The sequence below is a fragment of the Streptomyces sp. NBC_01142 genome (assembly GCF_026341125.1).
Classification (GTDB): Bacteria; Actinomycetota; Actinomycetes; order Streptomycetales; family Streptomycetaceae; genus Streptomyces.
In genome coordinates this window covers 2,063,392-2,084,215 of sequence record NZ_JAPEOR010000001.1, presented here as the reverse complement: position 1 = coordinate 2,084,215, position 20,824 = coordinate 2,063,392, and the positions used below count along the sequence as shown (strand labels likewise).

The 20,824-nt window shown below is 70.6% G+C and carries 15 protein-coding genes; 4 read left to right on the top strand and 11 right to left on the bottom strand.

The annotated features are described in order from the left end of the window. Nucleotides 1–89: 89 nt before the first annotated feature. Genes OG883_RS09525 through OG883_RS09515 form a run of 3 tightly spaced genes read right to left on the bottom strand, consistent with a single transcriptional unit; the run spans nucleotide 90 to nucleotide 3,754 of the window. Nucleotides 90–1,145 carry an ABC transporter ATP-binding protein gene (locus tag OG883_RS09525; RefSeq protein ID WP_266537645.1) on the bottom strand — a complete coding sequence of 352 codons (1,056 nt, stop codon included), beginning with the start codon at nucleotides 1,143–1,145 and terminating at the stop codon, nucleotides 90–92. Then, a complete protein-coding gene (locus tag OG883_RS09520) occupies nucleotides 1,142–2,731 on the bottom strand; it encodes an iron ABC transporter permease (RefSeq protein WP_266537642.1) in 1,590 nt (529 codons plus the stop codon). Before OG883_RS09520 ends, OG883_RS09525 begins: the two co-directional genes overlap by 4 nt. Before the next feature lie 6 nt (nucleotides 2,732–2,737). Next, nucleotides 2,738–3,754 (bottom strand): iron ABC transporter substrate-binding protein, encoded by a 1,017-nt coding sequence (locus OG883_RS09515; RefSeq protein ID WP_266537639.1) that lies wholly within the window; start codon nucleotides 3,752–3,754, stop codon nucleotides 2,738–2,740. Between the two features lie 269 nt (nucleotides 3,755–4,023). On the opposite strand from OG883_RS09515, the gene OG883_RS09510 reads away from it, so the two are divergent. Continuing rightward, nucleotides 4,024–6,579, top strand: a complete 2,556-nt coding sequence (locus OG883_RS09510) for an AMP-binding protein (protein ID WP_266537636.1) — start codon at nucleotides 4,024–4,026, stop codon at nucleotides 6,577–6,579. Between the two features lie 98 nt (nucleotides 6,580–6,677). Here the strand turns inward: OG883_RS09510 and OG883_RS09505 are convergent, their stop codons facing one another. Together OG883_RS09505 and OG883_RS09500 are read right to left on the bottom strand one after the other, a co-directional pair. Next, the gene (locus OG883_RS09505; RefSeq protein WP_266537634.1) at nucleotides 6,678–6,863 is read right to left on the bottom strand and encodes a DUF6381 family protein; all 186 of its coding nucleotides are present in this window, start codon (nucleotides 6,861–6,863) and stop codon (nucleotides 6,678–6,680) included. A 183-nt stretch (nucleotides 6,864–7,046) separates the two neighbouring features. Next, nucleotides 7,047–9,767: a SpoIIE family protein phosphatase/ATP-binding protein gene (locus tag OG883_RS09500; RefSeq protein WP_266537632.1), complete on the bottom strand. Its 2,721-nt coding sequence runs from the start codon at nucleotides 9,765–9,767 to the stop codon at nucleotides 7,047–7,049. A gap of 193 nt (nucleotides 9,768–9,960) precedes the next feature. On the opposite strand from OG883_RS09500, the gene OG883_RS09495 reads away from it, so the two are divergent. Beyond that, a complete protein-coding gene (locus OG883_RS09495) occupies nucleotides 9,961–10,704 on the top strand; it encodes a class I SAM-dependent methyltransferase (RefSeq protein ID WP_266537629.1) in 744 nt (247 codons plus the stop codon). A gap of 83 nt (nucleotides 10,705–10,787) precedes the next feature. On the opposite strand, the gene OG883_RS09490 is transcribed toward OG883_RS09495, so the two are convergent. Then, the gene (locus OG883_RS09490) at nucleotides 10,788–11,240 is read right to left on the bottom strand and encodes a DUF6299 family protein (protein WP_266537626.1); all 453 of its coding nucleotides are present in this window, start codon (nucleotides 11,238–11,240) and stop codon (nucleotides 10,788–10,790) included. 119 nt (nucleotides 11,241–11,359) lie between these two features. Here OG883_RS09490 and OG883_RS09485 point away from each other — a divergent pair, with 119 nt between their 5' ends. Beyond that, nucleotides 11,360–11,908: a GNAT family N-acetyltransferase gene (locus tag OG883_RS09485; protein WP_266537623.1), complete on the top strand. Its 549-nt coding sequence runs from the start codon at nucleotides 11,360–11,362 to the stop codon at nucleotides 11,906–11,908. Nucleotides 11,909–11,963: 55 nt separating this feature from the next. Here the strand turns inward: OG883_RS09485 and OG883_RS09480 are convergent, their stop codons facing one another. The 5 genes from OG883_RS09480 to OG883_RS09460 form a co-directional block, all read right to left on the bottom strand. Beyond that, nucleotides 11,964–13,115, bottom strand: a complete 1,152-nt coding sequence (locus OG883_RS09480; protein WP_266537620.1) for an XdhC/CoxI family protein — start codon at nucleotides 13,113–13,115, stop codon at nucleotides 11,964–11,966. 35 nt (nucleotides 13,116–13,150) lie between these two features. Beyond that, entirely contained in the window at nucleotides 13,151–14,632 is a 1,482-nt protein-coding gene (locus OG883_RS09475; protein ID WP_266537618.1) for an NCS2 family permease, read from the bottom strand. 253 nt (nucleotides 14,633–14,885) lie between these two features. Further along, on the bottom strand, nucleotides 14,886–17,285 hold the full coding sequence (locus OG883_RS09470; RefSeq protein ID WP_266537615.1) for a xanthine dehydrogenase family protein molybdopterin-binding subunit: 2,400 nt from the start codon (nucleotides 17,283–17,285) through the stop codon (nucleotides 14,886–14,888). Nucleotides 17,286–17,288: 3 nt separating this feature from the next. Beyond that, the gene (locus tag OG883_RS09465) at nucleotides 17,289–17,882 is read right to left on the bottom strand and encodes a (2Fe-2S)-binding protein (RefSeq protein ID WP_266537612.1); all 594 of its coding nucleotides are present in this window, start codon (nucleotides 17,880–17,882) and stop codon (nucleotides 17,289–17,291) included. Then, nucleotides 17,873–18,781, bottom strand: a complete 909-nt coding sequence (locus OG883_RS09460) for a xanthine dehydrogenase family protein subunit M (RefSeq protein WP_266537609.1) — start codon at nucleotides 18,779–18,781, stop codon at nucleotides 17,873–17,875. Before OG883_RS09460 ends, OG883_RS09465 begins: the two co-directional genes overlap by 10 nt. 276 nt (nucleotides 18,782–19,057) lie before the next feature. Between OG883_RS09460 and OG883_RS09455 the strand changes: the two genes are divergently transcribed. After that, nucleotides 19,058–20,803, top strand: coding sequence for a PucR family transcriptional regulator (locus tag OG883_RS09455; protein ID WP_266537607.1), 1,746 nt, complete (start codon nucleotides 19,058–19,060; stop codon nucleotides 20,801–20,803). Nucleotides 20,804–20,824: the final 21 nt, after the last annotated feature.

Genomic DNA, 20,824 nt, shown 5'->3' with positions numbered 1-20,824 from the left:
CGGCGCCTGTGTCCCGTTGCTGCCTGCCCGTTGCAGCCTGCCCGGTTCAGTGTCGCGTCCAGGCTGACGGCCGCGTCGCCGGCGCCCGGTCAGGAGTGCAGGGTCGCCTCGCCCGTGACGCGGATGCCGGTGTGCTGGCCGGGACGGACGGTGACCGGTCCGGCGACCCGGACCTCCACCGGGTTCTCCAGCCCTTCGACGTCGACGGTGACCATGGCGTCATGGCCGTAGAAGCTGACGTCGGTCACGACGCCGCGTGCTCCGGCGGGCGCGGCTTCGGTGAGCTGCAGCTGCTCGGGCCGCAGCAGAACGGTCCCGCCGCGCGGTCCTTCGGCGGCGCTGCCGTTCCCGGCCGAGGGGCCGAGCGGCAGCCGGCCCAGTGCGGTGGCGGCGGTGCCGTTCTCCGCGGTGCCCGGGAGCAGTACGGCGTCGCCGACGAAGCCGGCCACCCACGGGTCGGCGGGGTGCCGGTAGACCTCCTGAGGGGTGCCGCACTGGGCGATGGTCCCGTTCCGTACCACCGCGACGAGGTCGGCCGTCGAGAGGGCTTCCTGCTGGTCGTGGGTGACGAGAAGGGCGGTGGCGCCGATGGAGCGCAGGGCCGTACGGACATCCGCGCGGACTCCGGCGCGCAGGGCGCTGTCGAGGGCGTTGAACGGCTCGTCGAGCAGCACCAGAGCGGGCTCCGGTGCCAGGGCACGGGCCAGGGAGATGCGCTGCTGCTGGCCGCCGGAGAGCTCGTGGGGCATCCGGTCGCCGTACCCGCCGAGGCCGACCAGGTCCAGCATCTCTTCCGTGCGTCTGCGCCGGGCGCCGCGGTCGAGGCCGGTCAGTCCGAAGGCGACGTTGCGTGCCACGCTCAAGTGCGGGAAGAGCGCGCCCTCCTGAGGGACGATCCCGATGCGGCGGCTCTCCGGGGGCAGGTGCACTCCCGGCGCGGTCAGGGTGCGTCCGCCGACCGTGACGGTGCCCGCGTCGGCGCGCAGGAAGCCGGCGATGATGCGGAGCAGGGTGGTCTTGCCACAGCCGGAAGGGCCGAGTACGGCGGCGAGCGCACCGCTGGGGACGGTGAGGTCGAGCGCTTCCAGGACGGCCGCGTCCGGGCCGTACGCCTTGGACACGCCCTTGATCTGCAACTCGGTCATGTGCGATGCCTCCCAAGGAGGTACGAGGGGACGGCGGCCAGCAGGATCAGGGTGACGGCGTACGGGGCGGCGGCGGCGAACGATCCGACGCCGGTCTCCGTCCACAGACGGGTGGCCAGGGTGTCCATGCCGGTGGGGCGCAGCAGCAGGGTGGCCGGCAGTTCCTTCATGCACACCACGAACGTCAGGGCGGCCCCGGCCGCGAAGCCGGGCGCGGCCAGGGGCACGGTGACGTCGCGCAGTACGCGCAGCGGGCTGCGGCCCAGCGCGCGGGCGACGTCCTCCAGCACGGGCGGGGCCTGGAGGACGGCGGCGCGCGTGGCCGCCACCGCGACCGGCAGGAACAGCACCGCGTAGGCGCAGACCAGCAACGGCAGTTCCTGGTACAGCGGATGGGCGTAGCGGACCGCGAAGAAAACCAGGGCGAGAGCGACCGTGATGCCGGGCAGTGCGTGCCCGGCATAGGCACTCTGCTCCAACAGATGCGCGGCCCGCCCCCGGTGGCGTGCGGCGATCACACCGACGGGCAGGGCGAGGAGCGTGGTGAGCGCGGCGCCGGCCGCGGCGACGCCCAGGGTGGTGCCCGCGGTGTCCAGCAGCCTGCCGGGCTCCCAGGTCGCGGAGTTGCCGACGGCCAGCCAGTACCCGAGCGTGCCCAGCGGGAAGGCGACAGCGACGGCGGCGACCGCCCCGCACCAGGTCAGTGCGGGGCCCTTCATCCGTCCCAGCGGAGCGGGAACGGCGCGTCGGGCGGTGCCGCCGCCGGTCCGGGCATGCCCGGCTCGGCCGCGCGTGCGTGCCTCGGCGGCGACCAGAAGCACCGTCACGACCACCAGCACCACACTGAGCGCGGCGGCGGGCGTGCGGTCGAAACTGGCCCGGTAGGACGTGTAGATGCCCCGGGTGAAGGTGTCGTACCGCATCAGGGACACCGCGCCGAAGTCGGAGAACACATACAGCGCCACCAGCACTCCTCCCCCGGCCGCTGCGGGGCGCACCTGCGGGAGGGTGACGCGCCAGAAGGTCCGCACCGGTCCGAGTCCGAGCGAGCGGGACACCTCCTCCTGGGCGGGATCGGTGCCGCGCAGGGCGGCGGTGACCGGCAGGTAGACGTACGGGAAGCTGACCAGGGTCAGAGCCACTGCGGCCCCGGTGAAGCCCGCGAGCTGCGGGAAGGCGGACAGCCAGGCGAAGGCCGCGACATAGCTTGGCACGGCGAGTGGCAGGGTCACCAGCACCGACCAGGCGCGGGCGCCGGGCAGCGCGGTGCGTACGGTCAGCCAGGCCAGCGACACGCCCAGCACCAGGCTGGCCGCGACGACGACGCCGGCAAGTCCCAGGCTGCGGCCGAGCAGTTGGGCGGTACGTTCGTTGGCGACGATGTCCCAGGCGAAGCCGGGGCCGCGTTCCAGGGAGCGCACCGCGAGGTAGCCAAGTGGCAGCAGGGCGAGGACCGCGGCGACGGTGGCGGGGACGAGCAGGACGGCGGGCGGTCTGCGCCCGGCGCGCCGGTACCCGGCCGGCTCGGAAGCACCGGCCGGGCCTGTCTGGGGACCCGTCCGCGCGACGGGTTCCTCGGTGTGCATGACGGCTCAGACCATCCCGACGTCCTGCAGCATCTTCAGGGTCTCCTGAAGCGAATCGAGCTTGCCGAGGTCGATCTTGGGGGCGTCGAGGGAGTCGAGCGGCGGCAGGTCCTTCACCGAGCTGGTGACACCGGCGGCCAGCGGGTACTCCTTGGTGTCGTCGGCGAAGTAGGTCTGCGCCCGCTTCGAGAGCAGGAAGTCGACGGCCTTCTGCGCCACCGGGGCCTGGGTGCTGCCCTTGAGAATGCCTGCTCCGGCCACGTTGACCAGCGCACCCGGGTCGCCGCCCGGCAGGAAGTGGATCTTGGCTCCGACCTTGTCGGCGCCGTCCTCGGCAACCTTCTCGTACCAGTAGTAGTGGTTGATCAGGCCGAGGGAGACCTCGCCCTCACCGACTGCGTCCAGCACCTTGAGGTTGTTCTCGTACACCTTCGGGTCGTTGGCCTTGAGGCCCTTGAGCCAGGTGCGGGTGGCGTCGTCGCCCTCGAGCACGCGCATGCCGGTGACGAAGGCCTGGAAGGAGGCGTTCGTCGGTACGTACCCGATCTTGCCCCTCCACTCCGGCTTCGTCAGGTCGTGGACGCTGTCCGGCGCCTTGGTCACCGTGTCGGGGTCGTACGCGAGAACGCGCACCCGCCCGGAGGTACCGACCCAGTCGCCCGCACCGCCACGGAACTGCGCACCGACCTTGTCCAGCGACGCCTGGGGCAGCTTCTTCAGCCGGCCTTCGGTGGAGAGGGCCCCGAGGGCTCCGGCGTCCTGGGAGAAGAACAGCCCCGCCGTGGTCTTGTCGCCCTCTTCGAGAATCTGGGCCGCCAGCTCGGCGCTGTCGCCGTAGCGGACCTCGACCGTGGTGCCGACGGCCTTCTCCAGCTCATCCAGGAGCGGCTTGACCAGCTTCTCGTTGCGGCCGGAGTAGATCACGAGTCCGGCCTTCTCGTCGCTGCCGCAGCCCGCGAGGGCCGGGAGGAGCATGGCTGCCGCGACGAGCGCGGTGAGACGACGAGCCGACGGGCGTCGCATGGGGACTGCCTTCCTGCGTGGCTCGCCGCCGTCGCCGCACGTCGCGTCGTCGGGAGCGAGCGGCGAAGCGGTGCCGCGGAGGAACCTTGAACGCCCCATGAATAAGGTAAAGCTTACCTAATCGTCAAGAGTGACGTACGCAACGTTTTGGCAGCACTCGGCGGACGGCGGAGCCGACCCTACCCGTCAATGCGCCATGAACTCACTGTGGATCATCCGTGACCTCTCCGTGACTATCCAATAAAGTAAGCCTTTCCTAAGATGCGCCCGTGACAGTCCCCGCTGACCTGCTCCCCGGCGGCCGGACCGTGGCCTTCGCCGGTGACCTGGCGTCCCACGGCAGCCGCACCGCCCTCATCACTCCCGACGGCACCGTCTCCTACCGAGAGCTCGCCGCACGCGTGGGGGCGGCCGCCCTGCGACTGGGCCGGGAACGGCGGCTGGTGATGCTCGTCGGCTCCCACACCGTCGACGCCCTGGTCGTCCACCTCGCCGCACTGTCCGCCGGTCACCCCGTCCTGCTCGTGCCCGGTGACAACACCGAAGCCGTACGGTCGCTGGTCGCCGCCTACGACCCGGACGTCGTGGTGCGCCCCAAGGACGGCGAGTGGGTACTGGAGGAGCGGCGCGCGATATCCGCACATGACCTGCACCCGGACCTCGCGCTGCTGCTGAGCACCTCCGGCTCCACGGGCTCGCCGAAGCTCGTCCGCCTTTCGCACGAGAACCTGCAGGCCAACGCGGAGTCCATCGCCCAGTACCTGGGCATCCGCGACAGCGACCGCGCCGCCACGACGCTGCCCATGCACTACTGCTACGGCCTGTCCGTCATCCACAGCCATCTGGTCCGTGGCGCGAGGCTGATCCTCACCGACCTCTCGGTGGCCGACTCCTGCTTCTGGGAGCTGTTCCGCGACAGCCACGGCTCCACGTTCGCCGGCGTGCCGTACACCTTCGAGCTGCTGGACCGGGTCGGTTTCGCCGACATGCGGCTGCCCCATCTGCGGTACGTCACTCAGGCCGGGGGACGGCTGGCGCCCGAGCGCGTGGCCCGATTCGCCGCCCTGGGACAGCAGAACGGCTGGGACCTGTTCGTCATGTACGGCCAGACCGAGGCGACGGCACGCATGGCCTACCTGCCGCCGGATCTCGCACCGACCCGCCCTCAGTCCATCGGTGTCCCGGTGCCGGGCGGATCCTTCCGGCTCCAGCCGATCCCGGACCCGCCCGAGCCGGACGCCGGCGAGCTGGTGTACTCGGGGCCGAACGTCATGCTCGGCTACGCGGACGGCCCGGACGATCTGGGTCTGGGCCGGACCGTCGACGAGCTGCACACCGGGGACATCGCCCGGCGCACACCTGACGGCCTGTACGAACTGGTGGGCAGGCGCAGCCGATTCGCGAAGATCCTCGGCCTGCGGATCGACCCCCAACGGGTCGAGGCCCTGCTCGAGCAGCACGCCCTCACCTCGTGCTGCATCGGCGGGGACGACGAACTCACCGTGGCCGTGGTCGGCGCCGCGGACCCTGGGCACGTCCGGCGGCTGGTGACGCGTGAGTGCGGCCTGCCGGCCAGGGCGGTCCGGGTCCGCGTCCTGGCCGAACTGCCCCGGCTCACCACGGGCAAACCCGACTACCGGGCCGTACGGGAACTGACGCGCTCCGGGGACACGGACTCCAGGTCCAAGGACACGGACTCCAAGGACACGGACTCCAAGGACCCGGGCCCTGCGGATCTGCGTCGGCTCTACGCCGAGATCCTCGACAGGGACGACGTCACCGAGGACAGCAGTTTTGTGAGCCTGGGCGGCGACTCGCTGTCGTACGTCGAGATGTCGCTGAACCTGGAAGAGGCGCTCGGACAACTCCCGGACAACTGGCACACGCTGTCGATCCGCGAGCTCGAGCAGCCCGTGCGGAAGGCCGCCACCCGCCGCCGGACCCTGGAGACGAGTGTCGCGCTGCGGGCCGTCGCCATCGTCGCGATCGTCGGCTCGCACATCCACCTCTTCACGGTCAAGGGCGGCGCGCATGTGCTGCTGGGGGTGGCGGGGTACAACTTCGCCCGCTTCCACCTCACTTCGGCGGAGCGCCGCGAACGTATCCGGACGGCCTGGCGGAGCATCGCGCGGATCGCCGTTCCGAGCATGGCCTGGCTCGCCCTGATGCTGCTCGTCACCGACGACTACCGGCTCACCAGTGCTCTGCTGCTCACCAGCCTCCTCGGCCAACACGACGGCTTCTGGTTCATCGAGGCACTCGTCTACATGCTGGTCGCCATGACCGCCGTACTGAGCGTTCCGGCAGTGGACCGCGTGGAGAGACGGTTCCCCTTCGCCCTCCCCACCGCCCTGATGACCCTGGGGCTGGTGGGGCGCTACGACCTGCTCGGCCTCGATGCCCGGGGGCACATTCCGCTGGCGATCACCGTCTTCTGGCTGTTCGCGATCGGCTGGGCGGCCGCGAGAGCAACCACGGTGCGGCAGCGGCTGCTGGTGACAGCGGCCGCGCTGGCCACGGTGCCGGGCTTCTTCGGGCAGCCGGCCAGGGAGGCGGTCATCATAGGCGGTCTGGCGCTGCTGGTGTGGGTACGGAACCTGCCGAGTCTGGCCTCCGTCAACCGCGTTGCGGGCGTACTGGCAAGCAGTTCGCTGTACATCTATGTGACGCACTGGCAGGTCTTCCCGCGCCTCGACGACCAGTTCGCGGTGGTGGCGCTGGCCGCCTCACTTCTTGTCGGCATCGCATACGCCGCCGTGGCCACCAGGTTGATGCGGTGGCGTCCTTCCGCGCGACGCCGACGGCAGGCGCAGCCGGCTGCGTGAGACGTCGGCGGTGTGAGCAGCCTGCTGTGAGCAGAGGGGCCGATGGCCTCCGATCCTGAGGAGGACCGGAGGCCATCGGCTCGCGAAAAGCAGGTGCGTCACTCAGGGAGCCGGCCCTGCTCGCCCATGCCTTCCTGCTTGCTCTGCTCCTCCAGCCGTCGCGCCTTCTCCTGGAGCTTCTGACGCTCCTGCGGGTCGCTCGCGCGCTCCGCGGCCTCGGACAGCTGCTGGGCCTTCTCGCGCATCTGCTGCGCACGGCCTCGGGATTCGCCTGCAACGCTCATCGTCGCTCCTTGAAGGTAGGGAGAGCGGTTCCCTTCAGCGAACCAGTGCCTCGTCACCCTCGCACTTCGAACGGTAACGTTCGGTCATCTCCGCTGGTGGTCGGCTTCTGCGACTCACATGACTCCCGTTTCCCGATCAGCCTCGCGGCGTGCGACCACGGCCGCCCGGTCCCGGGAACGGGGTCACACCCTGTCCTCGGCCACCCCGTGTGCGCTGTCCGCCGGGCGGTTGGCCGACAGGGGCTGTTCCGTCCAAATGACCTTGCCGTCCGCGGTGTAACGCGTCCCCCAGCGCTCGGCGAACTGCGCGACGAGGAAGAGACCGCGGCCTCCCTCGTCCGTGATCGCCGCCTGCCGCAGATGGGGGGAGGTGCTGCTGTGGTCGGAGACCTCGCAGATCAGGTTGCGGTCGCGGATCAGCCGTACGCGGATCGGGCCGGAGGCGTAGCGAATGGCGTTGGTGACCAGCTCGCTGAGGATCAGCTCGGTGGTGAACGCCTCCTCCTCCAGGCCCCATTCGGCCAGCTTGCGGGCCACGGCGGCCCGTACCCGCCCCACGGCGGAAGGGTCGGGCGGCACGTCCCAGTCGGCCACCCGGCCGGAGTCCAGGACACGGGTACGGCTGACGAGCAGCGCGATGTCGTCGCGCTGCTGCTCGGGCAACAGCGCCTGGAGCACGGCCTCGCAGGTGTCCTCCGGCGTCCGGTCGGCGTGGTCGGCCAGTGTGCGGCGCAGCAGCGTCAGCCCCTCGTCGAGGTCCCGGTCACGGTCCTCGACGAGCCCGTCGGTGTAGAGCACCAGGCGGCTGTCCTTCGGCAGATGCAACTCCAGCGTCTCGAAGGGCAGTCCGCCGAGCCCGAGCGGCGGGCCGCCGGGCACCTCGGCGAACGCTGCCGTGCCGTCCTGCTGGAGGATCACCGGCTGGAGGTGGCCGGCCCGTGCCATGGTGCAGTGCCCGGTCACCGGATCGTAGATCGCGTAGAGACAGGTGGCTCCGGTGACTGCCGCGTCGACGCCGTCGGCGGCTTCGTCCTGGTCGATACGGGCGACCAGTTCGTCGAGGTGCCACAGCAGTTCGTCGGGCGGCAGGTCCAGGGTCGAGAAGTTGTGCACGGCCGTGCGCAGCCGCCCCATGGTGGCGGCCGCGTGCAGTCCGTGACCCACCACGTCGCCGACCACGAGCGCCACGCGGGCGCCGGGCAGCGGAATGATGTCGAACCAGTCGCCGCCGACTCCGCCGAGTCCACCGAGGCCGGCCTGGGCGGGCAGATACCGGTAGGCGACGTCGACGGCGTTCTGCTCCGGAAGGCCGCGCGGCAGCAGGCTGCGCTGCAGCGTCACCGCCATGGTGTGCTCTCGGGTGTACCGCCGGGCGTTGTCGACGCTCACCGCGGCGCGGGCGACCAGCTCCTCGGCGACGGACAGATCCTCTTCCTCGAACGACTCGGGCTTCGTCGAGCGCCAGAACATGGCCACACCCAGAACGACACCGCGGGCGCGCAGCGGAACCGCGATCATCGAGTGGATTCCGTGCGCGACGAGCTTCCGGGCCCGTACCGGATCCTGCTCCTGCCAGCCGGAGAAGGCGGTCAGATCCGCCTCGAGGACCGCCTCGCCCCTTCGGATGCCGGAGCCCAGCTGTGTGGACGGCACAAAGCGGATCAGCTTGCCGAGGGGGTAGAGGGCGGTGTCCTCGCGGGCACCGCTGAAGGCCGTACGGCGCATCTCGGTGCCCGCGCCCGTGGCGGTCGGCTCCTCGCCCCGCAGCACGGCCTCCACCAGGTCGACGGTGGCGAAGTCGGCGAAGCGGGCCGCGGCGAACTCCGCCAGTTCCTCGCAGGTGCGCACCACATCAAGGGTGGTGCCGATCTCCGTACCGGCGTCGTACAGCAGCTTCAGGCGCCCGCGCGCCACATCGGCCTTGCCGGTGAGCGCCCGCAGCTCGGTGGTGTCCCGCAGCGTGGTGACACTGCCGGGCGGGCCGCCGTCCTGGTCCGTCGAGCGCTGGTTGACGGCAAGCAGCCGGTCGCCGACCGGATGCAGCTCGTCGGTCGCCATCCTCCCCGAGGCCAGCAGCCGGGCGGTGAACGGGGCGAGCCCCAGGTCGGCGACCGGGACTCCTTCCACGTCGGCCGGGAGACCGAGGAGCCGGCGCGCCTCGTCGTTGGCGAGCAGCAGCCGGCCGTCCCCGCCGACGATGAGCACCCCTTCCCGCACGGCATGCAGCACCGCGTCGTGGTGCTCGTACATCCGCGTCATCTCTGCCGGGCCGAGGCCATGGGTCTGGCGGCGCAGACGACTGCTCACCAGCGCCGTCCCGCCCGTGGTGACGAGAAGCACCCCTCCGGCGGCCCCGAACAGAAGGGGGAACTGATCTTCGACGACCCCGCTGACCCGGTCGATGGTGATCCCGGCGGACACCAGACCGACGACCGTGCCGTCGCGGCCGGTGACGGGGACGACGGCCTGCACGAGGGGTCCGATGGTCCCGGTGATCTTCTCCGTGACCACGGCGCCGTTCAGCGCGGGCTCCAGATTGCCGACGAACTGCTTGCCGATCCGGTCGGGCAGCGGGTGGGTGTAGCGGATTCCGTCGGTACCCAGCACGACGATGAAGTCGACCCCGGACAGCTTCCGGGCCGCTTCGGCCCGCGGCTGCAGCAGCGCCGTGGGATCGGGGCTCTTCAACGCCGCCTCGATGCCGGGCGAATTGGCGAAGGTCTCGGCGACGGCGACCGACCGGTTGGTCGCCTCGCGCTCGCTGTCGGCCCGGGACTGCAGCACGAGCGCCGCCATGGCGGCAGCGACCAGCAACACCACGATCGCCACCTGCAGGAGAAAGACCTGACCTGCGACAGTTCGCATCCTCAGAACCGAGCGCGGGCGGCCGTAGTGTCCGGCCATGTCCTCTTTGTACACCTCCCGCATACGCTGGGCGAACCGCACGGGACGGAGCGCAGTGACCGTCGGGCGAAGCCGGTCAGGGTCACATTTAAGCCCCACTGGGGGCTGCGGAAAAGATCCTCGTTGCAACATACGAAAGGCGGTACCGCCTCACACGATGTCTGCGGTGGCCATGTGGCTACTCTGAACAGTGATGTTCACACCTCTGGGCCCCACCTTTCGCGAACTCACCGTGCAGGCACTCTCCTCCATCGAGCACGGATACGACCTGCTGGCACCGAAGTTCGACCAGACTCCGTTCCGTACGCCGGATCACCTGCTGGACGCGGTGGTGCGCGCCGTCCGGCCGCTCGGGCCGTTCCGGGCAGGGCTCGACATCTGCTGCGGCACCGGAGCCGGAACGGGAGTGCTGCGGCAGTTGTGCGCGGAGCGGATCACCGGCGTCGACTTCAGCGCGGGCATGCTGACCGCCGCCAGATCCTCTCTGCCGGATGCCCCGGGCGCACCGGCGGTGGACTGGGTACGGGCCGACGCACGCGCTCTTCCCTTCGCACCGGTCTTCGATCTGGCCGTGAGTTTCGGGGCTTTCGGTCATTTCCTGCCCGGCGAGCGGCCCGCGCTGTTCGCGCAGGTGCACAGAGCACTGCGGCCCGGCGGCCGGTTCGTCTTTCCCGTTCCGGCTCCGCCCCGGGTCGGCTCGCGGGCCTACTGGACGATGTGGGGCTTCGACGCGGTGATGCGCGTACGCAATCTGCTGTGGCACCCGCGCTTCGTCATGTACTACCGCACGTTCCGGCTGCCGGATGTGGTGGCCGAACTGTCGGGGGCAGGGTTCGCGGTGGAGCTCCAGCCGCTGCGGGAGCTGGGCCGGCTGCCCGACGGCAGCCCTCGCTGCCGGCTGGTGGTGGCGCGGCGCATCAGCCAGGACGTTCTCTGACCCGGTGGCCGTCTGGGGCCGGGACATCGACACGTACCGCCGGCGCCCGGACCAGCGGCCGCCGGCGTACGTGAAGTCCCGTTTCAGCTCGGGAAGTTCTGGCCCCGCAGCAGACTCAGGCCGCGGTAGTCGGTGGCGACCACGACCAGGACGGGCATCAGTGCGCCCGACGGCTCGAGTGCGAGGAGCGTGGCCTCGCCGACCGCGACTCCCGCCCTGAAGTCACCTGCGGTGTCGCCCGTGTTGCTCCAGATGTGTTCCCGCCCGTCGCAGGTCGCCACGGTGCCGCCGACATTGGCCTGGGCGCCGTTCTGGGTCACCTTTGAGCCGACGAAAACCGGCTCGGTGCGGGACACGGAGCACTGGTAGGTGCCGGTGAGCGTGAGAGTGCCGTTGGGGGCGACCTTCCCGACCGGGTCGATCGTGACGACATCGGGGGCGAACCGGGCGCCCGCGCTGCCGGGCGTCAGGAGGGTCATGAGGGCGGCGGCGGTGAACGCCGAGGAGACGAGCAGTGCACGTCGAGCAGAGATCATGCCGGGCCCAACGAGCGGCCACCGCAGGGGTGCCGGAAGCTCGCCCGGACGGCCGACACCGACCCCGGCCGGGCAATCCCGGTGCGGCCCTGCCGTCGCGCGTGATACCTCTCCCTGCCATGGACGATCTTGTGACGGCGCGGCTCGTGCTTCATCCCCTCAGCATCGGCGAGGCGGAACGGCTGGTGGCGGGCGAGCCGGACGACGGTCACCGATGGGCACCCGGATACCCCGCCGACGGTGATGTGACCGGGGCCGGACACTTCCTCAGCACCTGTGCGAGCAGCGGGAATCCCCAGCCGTTCGGTGCGTACGAGATCCGCCGCCGCGAGGACGGGCATGCGATAGGCGGCCTCGGCTTCCACGGAGCTCCGGACGAGAACGGCAGCGTCACGGTCGGCTACGGCCTGATCCCCGCGGTACGGGGCAGGGGGTACGCCTCCGAGGCGCTGCGGGGGCTGCTGCTGTTCGCCCGGGTACGCGGGATCGCCTGCGTGATGGGCGACACCGACCACGACAACATCGCGTCCCAGCGCGTGATGGCTTCCGTCGGCATGCGTCTGGTCTCCGAGGACGGACGGCTGAAGTACTACAGGACCGACTGGGCCGAGGCGACGGCGGCGGGTACGGATGCCCGCTCCCGGCGCGACGAGGAGGGCAGACCGTAGCCGGCGCCGGCCCGGCGCCGGCCCGGGGCCGGTCAGGCGACGGAGGCGGAGGCGGTCAGGCGACGGAGGCGATCCGGTCCACCGGGGCCTGCCGGACGTCGTGGTGGATCGGGGTGTGCGCTCCCGTCAGGGAGACTCCGCTGCCGCCGCGCCGGTTGGCGACGATCTCGGCGCCGATCGACAGCGCTGTCTCCTCCGGCGTACGCGCCCCCAGGTCGAGGCCGATCGGGGAGCGCAGGCGGGCCAGTTCCAGTTCGGTGACGCCGACCTCGCGCAGCCGCTTGTTGCGGTCCTCGTGGGTGCGGCGGGACCCCATCGCGCCGACGTAGGCGACGGGGAGTCCGAGGGCCACTTCGAGCAGGGGGACATCGAACTTGGCGTCGTGGGTGAGGACGCAGAGGACCGTACGGCCGTCCACCTCCGTCGACTCCAGATAGCGGTGCGGCCAGTCGACGACGATCTCGTCCGCCTCGGGGAAGCGGGCCTTCGTCGCGAAGACCGGGCGGGCGTCGCAGACCGTGACGTGGTAGCCGAGGAACTTGCCGACGCGTACCAGCGCCGAGGCGAAGTCGATGGCACCGAAGACGATCATGCGGGGGGCCGGGACGCTCGATTCGACGAGCAGGGTCAGCGGCTGTGCGCAGCGGCTGCCGTCCTCGCCGATGACGACCGTGCCGGTGCGGCCGGCGTCCAGCAGGGCGCGGGCCTCGCCCGCCGCGGTCCGGTCCAGCTCCGGGTGGCCGCCCAGGGAGCCTTCGTACGCTCCGTCGGCCCGGACCAGGATCGCGCGGCCCCGCACCTCGGCCGGTCCGTCGGTGATCCGGGCGACCGCGGCCGCCCCGCCGGTGGCGGCGGCGGACAGCGCGGCCGCGAAAACCTCCCGGGAGGGGGCGTCGGCACGTACCGGAGTCACCAGGATGTCGATGATGCCGCCGCAGGTCAGGCCCACGGCGAAGGCGTCGTCATCGCTGTAGCCGAAGCGCTCGAGGACGGTCTCGCCGTCCTCCAGCGACTGTTGGCACAGCTCGTACACCGCCCCTTCCACACACCCTCCGGAGACCGACCCGATCGCCGTGCCCTCGCTGTCCACCGCGAGTGCGGCTCCCGGCTGCCGGGGCGCGCTGCCGCCGACGGCCACCACGGTGGCGACGGCGAATTCGCGGCCCTGCTCGACCCACCGGTTCAGCTCTTCGGCGATGTCCAGCATGTCGGTCTCCTCAGGGTGTGTGTAGGGGAGGGGAACTACTTGACTCCCAGCCAGCCCTCGATCGGGTGAAGGGCGAAGTAGGCCAGGAAGACGACGGCCAGCACCCACATCAGCCAGCCGATGTCGCGGACCTTGCCCTGTACGGCCTTGATCAGGACGTGGGCGATGACTCCGGCGGCGATGCCCGCGGTGATGGAGTACGTGAAGGGCATGAGGACGGTGGTCAGGAAGACCGGGATGGCGGTCGCCTGGTCGTTCCAGTCGATGTGCTTGGCGTTGGTCAGCATCATCGATCCGATGACGACGAGCGCAGCGGCGGCCACCTGGGTGGGGATGACCTGGGCAAGCGGGGTGAAGAACAGGCAGAGCGTGAAGGCGAGGCCGGTGATGACACTGGCGAAGCCGGTGCGCGCACCGTCGCCGACGCCCGCGGTGGACTCGACGAACACGGTCTGGCCGGAGGCACCGGCGATGCCTCCGATCGCGCCGCCCGCACCGTCGATGGCCAGGGCCTTGTTGAGGCCGGGCATCTTGCCCTTGTCGTCGGCGAGGTTGGCCTGCTGGCCGATGCCGATGATGGTGCCCATGGCGTCGAAGAAGCCGGCCAGCACCAGGGTGAAGACGATGACGCCGACGGTGATGCCACCGACGTCTCCCATGCCGCTGAAGGAGACCTTGCCGAAGAGACCGAAGTCCGGCGTGCTGACGATGGAGCCGGTGATCTCAGGGGCGTTCAGACCGCCCCAGGCCCCCTTGTCGAGGCCGGCGAACTGGTGGACCACCGCGGCGAAGACCGTACCGCCGACGATGCCGATGAGGATCGCGCCGGGGACCTTGCGGACCTGCAGCAGGAAGATCAGCAGCACGGTGACCGCGAAGCAGAGCACCGGCCAGCCGGTGAGCATGTCGCTGGTGCCGAGCTGGATGGGCTTGGCGCCCGCGATACCGCCGTCTCCGGGCATGGAGGTGACGAAGCCGGCCTGGACCAGGCCGATGAGGCAGACGAACAGACCGATCCCCATGGTGATCGCGTGCTTCAGTGCCAGGGGGATGGCGTTCATGATCAGTTCACGCAGGCCGGTGACGACGAGCAGGATGATCACGAGGCCGTAGATGACGCACATGCCCATCGCGTTTTCCCAGGTCATCTCCGGAGCGACCTGGAAAGCCATGACGGCGGAGACGCTGAGTCCCGCGGCGAGGGCCAGCGGCACATTGCCGATGAAGCCCATCACGATGGTGGTGGCAGCGGCGGCGAAGACGGTCGCGGTGGTGAGCTGGTCACCGTCGAGCCGCTGTCCGGCCGCATCGGGCACCGACAGAATCACCGGGTTGAGAAGGATGATGTACGCCATCGCCATGAAGGTGGTGATGCCGCCACGCACCTCCCGTCCGAGGGTCGACCCGCGCTGGGTTATGTGGAAATACCGGTCGAGCCAAGACCGTCCGGCGGGCTGGCGCGTTCCCGCGCCGGCGTCCTCCGCCGTGGTCTTGGGCTCAAGGGACTGCTGGGTCATGGTGCCTACTCCCAAGGTTCACAGGGGCACCCGCATAAAGACTGGAAGCTGCGGGATTTGGGATGGTGCGCTGGCTGCACGACCCGGGGGACGGCCCGAGACGAACTGGGTGATGCCGAGTACTGCGGGGATGGGTGGTGCTGGGTTCCCAGAACCACGAGCGGTGCGGTCCTGGGGTTCTCCGGGCGGTGCGACGGGCGGGAAGTGTGACGTTCCGCAAAAGCGCGGCGCACCGCCCGGAGAGGCGGGGGGGTCAGGTACCCGTGAGGTGCTCGGGGCGCACCGGGGTCCTGTTGAGCTCCAGACCCGTCGCGTTCCGGATCGCCGCGAGGACGGCCGGGGTGGACGAGAGGGTCGGGGCTTCGCCGATACCGCGCAGTCCGTACGGCGCGTGGTCGTCGGCGAGCTCGAGTACGTCGACGGGGATGGTCGGCGTGTCGAGAATCGTGGGGATCAGGTAGTCCGTGAAGGAGGGGTTGCGCACCTTCGCGGTCTTCGGGTCGACGATGATCTCCTCCATGACCGCGACGCCCAGGCCCTGGGTGGTGCCACCCTGGATCTGGCCGACGACGGACAGCGGGTTGAGCGCCTTGCCGACGTCCTGCGCACAGGCCAGCTCGATGACCTTCACCAGGCCGAGCTCCGTGTCCACCTCCACCACCGCGCGGTGTGCGGCGAAGGAGTACTGGACGTGGCCGTTGCCCTGGCCGGTGACCAGGTCGAAGGCCTCGGTGGGGCGGTGGCGCCACTCGAGCTCCAGGTCGACCGCCTCGCCCTCGAGTACGTCCACCAGGTCGGCGAGGACCTCGCCGGCGTCGGTGACGACCTTGCCGCCTTCGAGCAGCAGCTCGGCGGTGGCCCAGGCGGGGTGGTACGAGCCGAACTTGGCCCGCCCGATCTCCAGGACCTTCTCGCGGACGTTCTCGCAGGCGTTCTTGACCGCGCCGCCCGTGACGTACGTCTGACGGGAGGCGGAGGTGGAACCGGCCGAGCCGACCTGGGTGTCGGCCGGATGGATCGTCACCTGGGTGACGCCGAGCTCGGTCCGGGCGATCTGGGCGTGGACGGTGACACCGCCCTGGCCGACCTCCGCCATCGCGGTGTGCACGGTCGCGACCGGCTCGCCGTTGATGACCTCCATACGCACCCGCGCGGTGGAGTAGTCGTCGAAGCCCTCGGAGAAGCCGACGTTCTTGATGCCGACCGCGTAGCCGACACCGCGGACGACGCCCTCGCCGTGCGTGGTGTTGGACAGACCGCCCGGCAGGGCACGGACGTCCGCCTGCTCGCCGGCCGCGAGCCACTGCTTCTCGGGCGGCAGCGGCCTGGCCTTGACGCGGCGAAGCAGCTCGGCGACGGGGGCCGGGGAGTCGCACGGCTGCCCGGTCGGCAGCAGCGTGCCCTGCTCCATGGCGTTCATCTGGCGGAACTCCACCGGGTCGATGCCCAGCTTCGCCGCGAGCTTGTCCATCTGTGCCTCGTAGGCGAAGCACGCCTGGACCGCGCCGAAGCCGCGCATGGCGCCGCAGGGCGGGTTGTTGCTGTAGAGGGCGATCGCCTCGATGTCGACGTCTTCGACGACGTACGGGCCGACGGAGAGGGAGGAGGCGTTGCCGACGACCGCCGGGGAGGCGGAGGCGTAGGCGCCGCCGTCCAGGACGATCTTGCACTTCATGTGCGTGAGCTTGCCGTCCTTGGTGGCACCGTGCTCGTAGTAGAGCTTCGCCGGGTGCCGGTGGACGTGTCCGAAGAAGGACTCGAACCGGTTGTAGACGATCTTGACCGGCTTGCCGGTGCGCAGCGCCAGGAGGCAGGCGTGGATCTGCATCGACAGGTCCTCGCGGCCGCCGAAGGCACCGCCGACGCCGGAGAGCGTCATACGGACCTTCTCCTCGGGCAGGCCGAGGACGGGGGCGATCTGCCGGAGGTCCGAGTGCAGCCACTGGGTGGCGACGTAGAGCTCGACACCACCGTCCTCGGAGGGGACGGCGAGGCCGGACTCCGGGCCGAGGAACGCCTGGTCCTGCATGCCGAAGGTGTACTCGCCCTTGACGATCACGTCGGCGCGCTTGGCGGCCTCGTCGGCGTTGCCGCGGATGATCGGCTGGCGGTGCACGATGTTCGGGTGCGGGACATGACCGATGTGGTGGTCGTCGCGGCCCTCGTGGACCAGGATCGCGTCGGGTGCGGTCGCCGAGGCCTCGTCGGTGATGAGAGGCAGTTCGACGTACTCGATCTTGATCTTGGCGGCGGCGCGCCGCGCGGTCTCCGGGTGGTCCGCGGCGACCAGGGCCACCGGCTCACCGTGGTGACGTACCTTGCCGTGGGCGAGAACCGGGGTGTCCTGGATCTCCAGGCCGTAGTTCTTCACCTCCGTGGGCAGGTCGTCGTAGGTCAGTACGGAGTAGACGCCGGGCATCGCGAGTGCTTCCGAGATGTCGATCGACTTGATCTCGGCGTGCGCGACGGTGCTGCGGAGCGTGTGGCCCCAGAGCATGTCCTCGTGCCACATGTCCGAGGAGTACGCGAACTCGCCGGTGACTTTGAGGGTGCCGTCCGGCCGGAGGGTGGACTCGCCGATGCCGCCCTTGTTGTGCTTCTGCGTGACGTTGGTGGGCGTACCCGCCGGAACGGTGCGCGTGTTCTGAGCCATGGGTCAGACCGCCTCTTCCTGACGGGCGGCCGCGAGGCGGACCGCGTCGAGGATCTTCTCGTAACCGGTGCAGCGGCACAGGTTGCCGGAGAGCGCCTCACGGATGTCGGCGTCGGACGGCTCGGCGTTGCGCTCGAGCAGCTCGTCCGCGGCGACCAGCAGACCGGGGGTGCAGAAACCGCACTGCACGGCGCCGGCGTCGATGAACGCCTGCTGGATCGGGGAGAGCTCGCTCTGCTCACCAGTCCGCCCGTCGGAGGGCTTGGCCTCCCAGCGCTTGGCGCTGTCGAGGGTGGTGCCGCAGGCGCCGGAGGCGCAGCCACTGCCCGCGTGCTGGTCGGTGCGGTGCTTGGCGTAGTCGGCCAGGCCCTCGACGGTGACGACCTCGCGGCCCTCGACCTGACCTGCGGCGACGAGGCAGGAACAGACCGGGACACCGTCCAGGCGGACCGTACAGGAGCCGCATTCGCCCTGCTCACACGCGTTCTTCGAGCCCGGCAGGCCCATGCGCTCGCGCAGTACGTAGAGAAGGCTCTCGCCCTCCCACACGTCGTCCGCTTCCTGCTGACGACCGTTGACCGTGAAGTTCACGCGCACTGTGCGCCTCCCTGTGTGCCGTGGGCATTGCCCCGGTATGCCTCCCAGGTCCAGCCGAGGGTCCGGCGGGCCATGATGCCGACCGCGTGGCGGCGGTAGCTCGCCGTGCCGCGCACGTCGTCGATCGGGCTGCAGCCACCGGAGGCGAGCACGGCGAACTGCTTGGCGATGGACGGCGTGATGATCTTCTTGCTGTCCCAGAAGCCGCCCTCTTCGAGCGCGGCGTTCAAGAACTCCTCGGCCGCCTTCGCCCGGACCGGGGTCGGGGCGGCGGAGCCGATGCCGGTGCGCACGGTGCGGGTCTGCGGGTGCAGCGCCAGGCCGAAGGCGCAGACCGCGATCACCATCGCGTTGCGGGTGCCGACCTTGGAGAACTGCTGCGGCCCGTCGGCCTTCTTGATGTGGACGGCGCGGATCAGCTCGTCCGCGGCCAGCGCGTTGCGCTTGACGCCGGTGTAGAACTCGTCGATCGGGATGAGGCGGCTGCCTCGCACCGACTCGACCTCGACCTCGGCGCCCGCGGCGAGCAGCGCCGGGTGGGCGTCACCGGCCGGTGAGGCGGTGCCGAGGTTGCCGCCGACTCCGCCGCGGTTGCGGATCTGCGGGGAGGCGACGGTGTGCGAGGCCAGCGCCAGACCGGGCAGCTCGGCCCGCAGGTGGTCCATGATCTGCGTGTACGGAACGGAGGCGCCCAGCCGGACCGTGTCTCCTCCGTCCTGGCTGACCTCCCACTCGCGCAGCTCGCCGATGCGGTTCAGGTCCAGGAGGTACTCCGGCCGACGGTGGTCGAAGTTGATCTCCACCATGATGTCGGTGCCACCCGCGATGGGTACGGCTGTGGGGTGCTCGGCCTTGGCGGCGAGCGCCTCCTCCCAGCTGGCGGGGCGAAGGAAGTCCATGAGTGGCTCTCTTCTTAATCGGGGTCGATCGTCGCAATCGGGCCCGGGACGGTCGGCCCTCGACTGGTTATTCATGTGCTGTTAACGCGGTGTGGCCTCAGTACACAAGCCGTGCTACGGCCCGGTGCAGTCACCGAAACCATGAAGGAGTTGGCTGGCCGCCTGTCTCGTCTTGTAGATTCGAACGAAAGACGAGGCTCAGTAACCTCACCGTTTTCCCATGGAAACCGTGGCCACAGGTCACCGGCAACAACGAGACAGATCGGCGGCAACGAGATGCGGCTGCGCGCACTGCTGGAAACCGATGCGCTGGGGCTGCGGCTGCTCGGCGGCGAGGACGAACTCGACCGCGGCGTACGCGGCGTGATGACGACCGACCTGCGCGACCCGAGCCGCTATCTCTCGGGCGGCGAACTGGTGCTCACGGGGCTCGCCTGGCGGCGTACCGCCGCCGATTCCGAGCCTTTCGTACGGATCCTCGCGACCGCCGGGGTGGCCGGACTGGCGGCCGGTGAGGCCGAACTCGGGGACATCCCCCACGATCTCGTCGAGGCGTGTTTGCGCCATCGACTGCCGCTGTTCGCAGTGAACGAATCCGTTGCGTTTGCGACGATCACGGAGTACGTCGTACGCCAGGTTTCCGGGGAGAGGGCCGGGGATCTTGCGGCAGTCGTCGACAGACACAGAAGGCTGATGACCTCCGGCCCGGCGGGCGGCGGACCGGAGGTGGTCCTGGACCTCCTCGGCTCCGACCTGGACCTTCGGGCCTGGGTGCTCTCCCCCACGGGGCGCCAGATCGCGGGGGCGGGCGACCCGCTGCCCGCCGACGTGAGCGCCACGCTGGCCGGGGAACACCTGGCCGCCACCCGCACCGGGCGCCGCGGACCGCACCGGGCAACGGTGCACGGGACGACGTACGCCCTCTTCCCGATCCGTAATCCCGTCCGCGGTGCCGCCTCCGCCGCACGGGATGTGCGCGAGACCGTCCTGTCGGACTGGCTGCTGGCGGTCGAGGCGGACGCGAGCGACTGGCCGGCCGCCCGGCTCGACCTGCTTCAGGGCGTCACCCAGCTGATCGCGGTCGAGCGGGACCGGCGCGAGGCGGCCCGTACGGTACGCCGAAGGCTCGCCCAGGAAGTCCTGGAGCTGGTCCAGTCGGGTGCCCCGCCCGCCGAGATCGCGGCCAGGCTGCGGGTGGCCGCGCCCGTGCTGCTGCCCGGCCTCGGGACCGCGCCGCACTGGCAGGTCGTGGTGGCGCGCGTGGACTGGGGCCAGGACGGGGCCGCGGCGGCGACCACGGGCACCGGCGTGGCAGCCGTGGGGGCGGGCGCGCCCGGTACGGCCATCGAGTCCGGCCCGGTGGCCCAGTCGCTGCTGGAGGAGATCCTGGTCGACCCTGCGGCGGCCGGCCCCGACTCCACCGAGCGGATCGCGGTCGCCCACACCGGCGACGAGGCGATCGCCCTGGTCGCGCTGCCGGCGGTGAGCGCCGACCCGGACGCCCCCGAGGAAAAGGCCATAGAGGCCGGGCTGCACGCCGATGCGCTGCTGTCCTCTGTACGCGACCCGCTCTCGGCCGGTCTCGCGGACGACGGCCGGCTCACGCTGGGTGTCAGCGCGGCGGTGCACTCGGCGGAGGGCCTGCGCGGCGCCCTGGAAGAGGCCCGGCACGCCCGCCGGGTGGCGGCGGCCCGCCCGGGCCGGGTCTGCGCGGCGGGCCACCATGAGCTGGCGTCGCACGTCCTGTTGCTGCCGTTCGTCCCGGACGACGTACGACGCGCGTTCACGGCGCGGCTGCTGGACCCGCTGCGGGACTACGACCGCCGGCACCGCGCGGAGCTGATCCCGACGCTGGAGGCGTTCCTGGACTGCGACGGTTCGTGGACGCGCTGCGCGACGCGGCTGCATCTGCATGTGAACACCCTGCGCTACCGGGTGGGCAGGATCGAGCAACTGACGGGCCGTGACCTGTCGCGCCTGGAGGACAAGCTGGACTTCTTCCTGGCCCTGCGGATGAGCTGACGCAACATCGAGCACGGGCGC

What these genes read in the sequence shown, in the direction of transcription:
- OG883_RS09455 (WP_266537607.1), top strand. Translation starts at nt 19,058, where the DNA reads ATGCGGCTGCGCGCACTGCTGGAAACCGATGCGCTGGGGCTGCGGCTG.
- OG883_RS09520 (WP_266537642.1), bottom strand. Translation starts at nt 2,731, where the DNA reads ATGCACACCGAGGAACCCGTCGCGCGGACGGGTCCCCAGACAGGCCCG.
- OG883_RS09495 (WP_266537629.1), top strand. Translation starts at nt 9,961, where the DNA reads ATGTTCACACCTCTGGGCCCCACCTTTCGCGAACTCACCGTGCAGGCA.
- OG883_RS09500 (WP_266537632.1), bottom strand. Translation starts at nt 9,767, where the DNA reads ATGGCCGGACACTACGGCCGCCCGCGCTCGGTTCTGAGGATGCGAACT.
- OG883_RS09475 (WP_266537618.1), bottom strand. Translation starts at nt 14,632, where the DNA reads ATGACCCAGCAGTCCCTTGAGCCCAAGACCACGGCGGAGGACGCCGGC.
- OG883_RS09485 (WP_266537623.1), top strand. Translation starts at nt 11,360, where the DNA reads ATGGACGATCTTGTGACGGCGCGGCTCGTGCTTCATCCCCTCAGCATC.
- OG883_RS09480 (WP_266537620.1), bottom strand. Translation starts at nt 13,115, where the DNA reads ATGCTGGACATCGCCGAAGAGCTGAACCGGTGGGTCGAGCAGGGCCGC.
- OG883_RS09460 (WP_266537609.1), bottom strand. Translation starts at nt 18,781, where the DNA reads ATGGACTTCCTTCGCCCCGCCAGCTGGGAGGAGGCGCTCGCCGCCAAG.
- OG883_RS09505 (WP_266537634.1), bottom strand. Translation starts at nt 6,863, where the DNA reads ATGAGCGTTGCAGGCGAATCCCGAGGCCGTGCGCAGCAGATGCGCGAG.
- OG883_RS09515 (WP_266537639.1), bottom strand. Translation starts at nt 3,754, where the DNA reads ATGCGACGCCCGTCGGCTCGTCGTCTCACCGCGCTCGTCGCGGCAGCC.
- OG883_RS09525 (WP_266537645.1), bottom strand. Translation starts at nt 1,145, where the DNA reads ATGACCGAGTTGCAGATCAAGGGCGTGTCCAAGGCGTACGGCCCGGAC.
- OG883_RS09470 (WP_266537615.1), bottom strand. Translation starts at nt 17,285, where the DNA reads ATGGCTCAGAACACGCGCACCGTTCCGGCGGGTACGCCCACCAACGTC.
- OG883_RS09490 (WP_266537626.1), bottom strand. Translation starts at nt 11,240, where the DNA reads ATGATCTCTGCTCGACGTGCACTGCTCGTCTCCTCGGCGTTCACCGCC.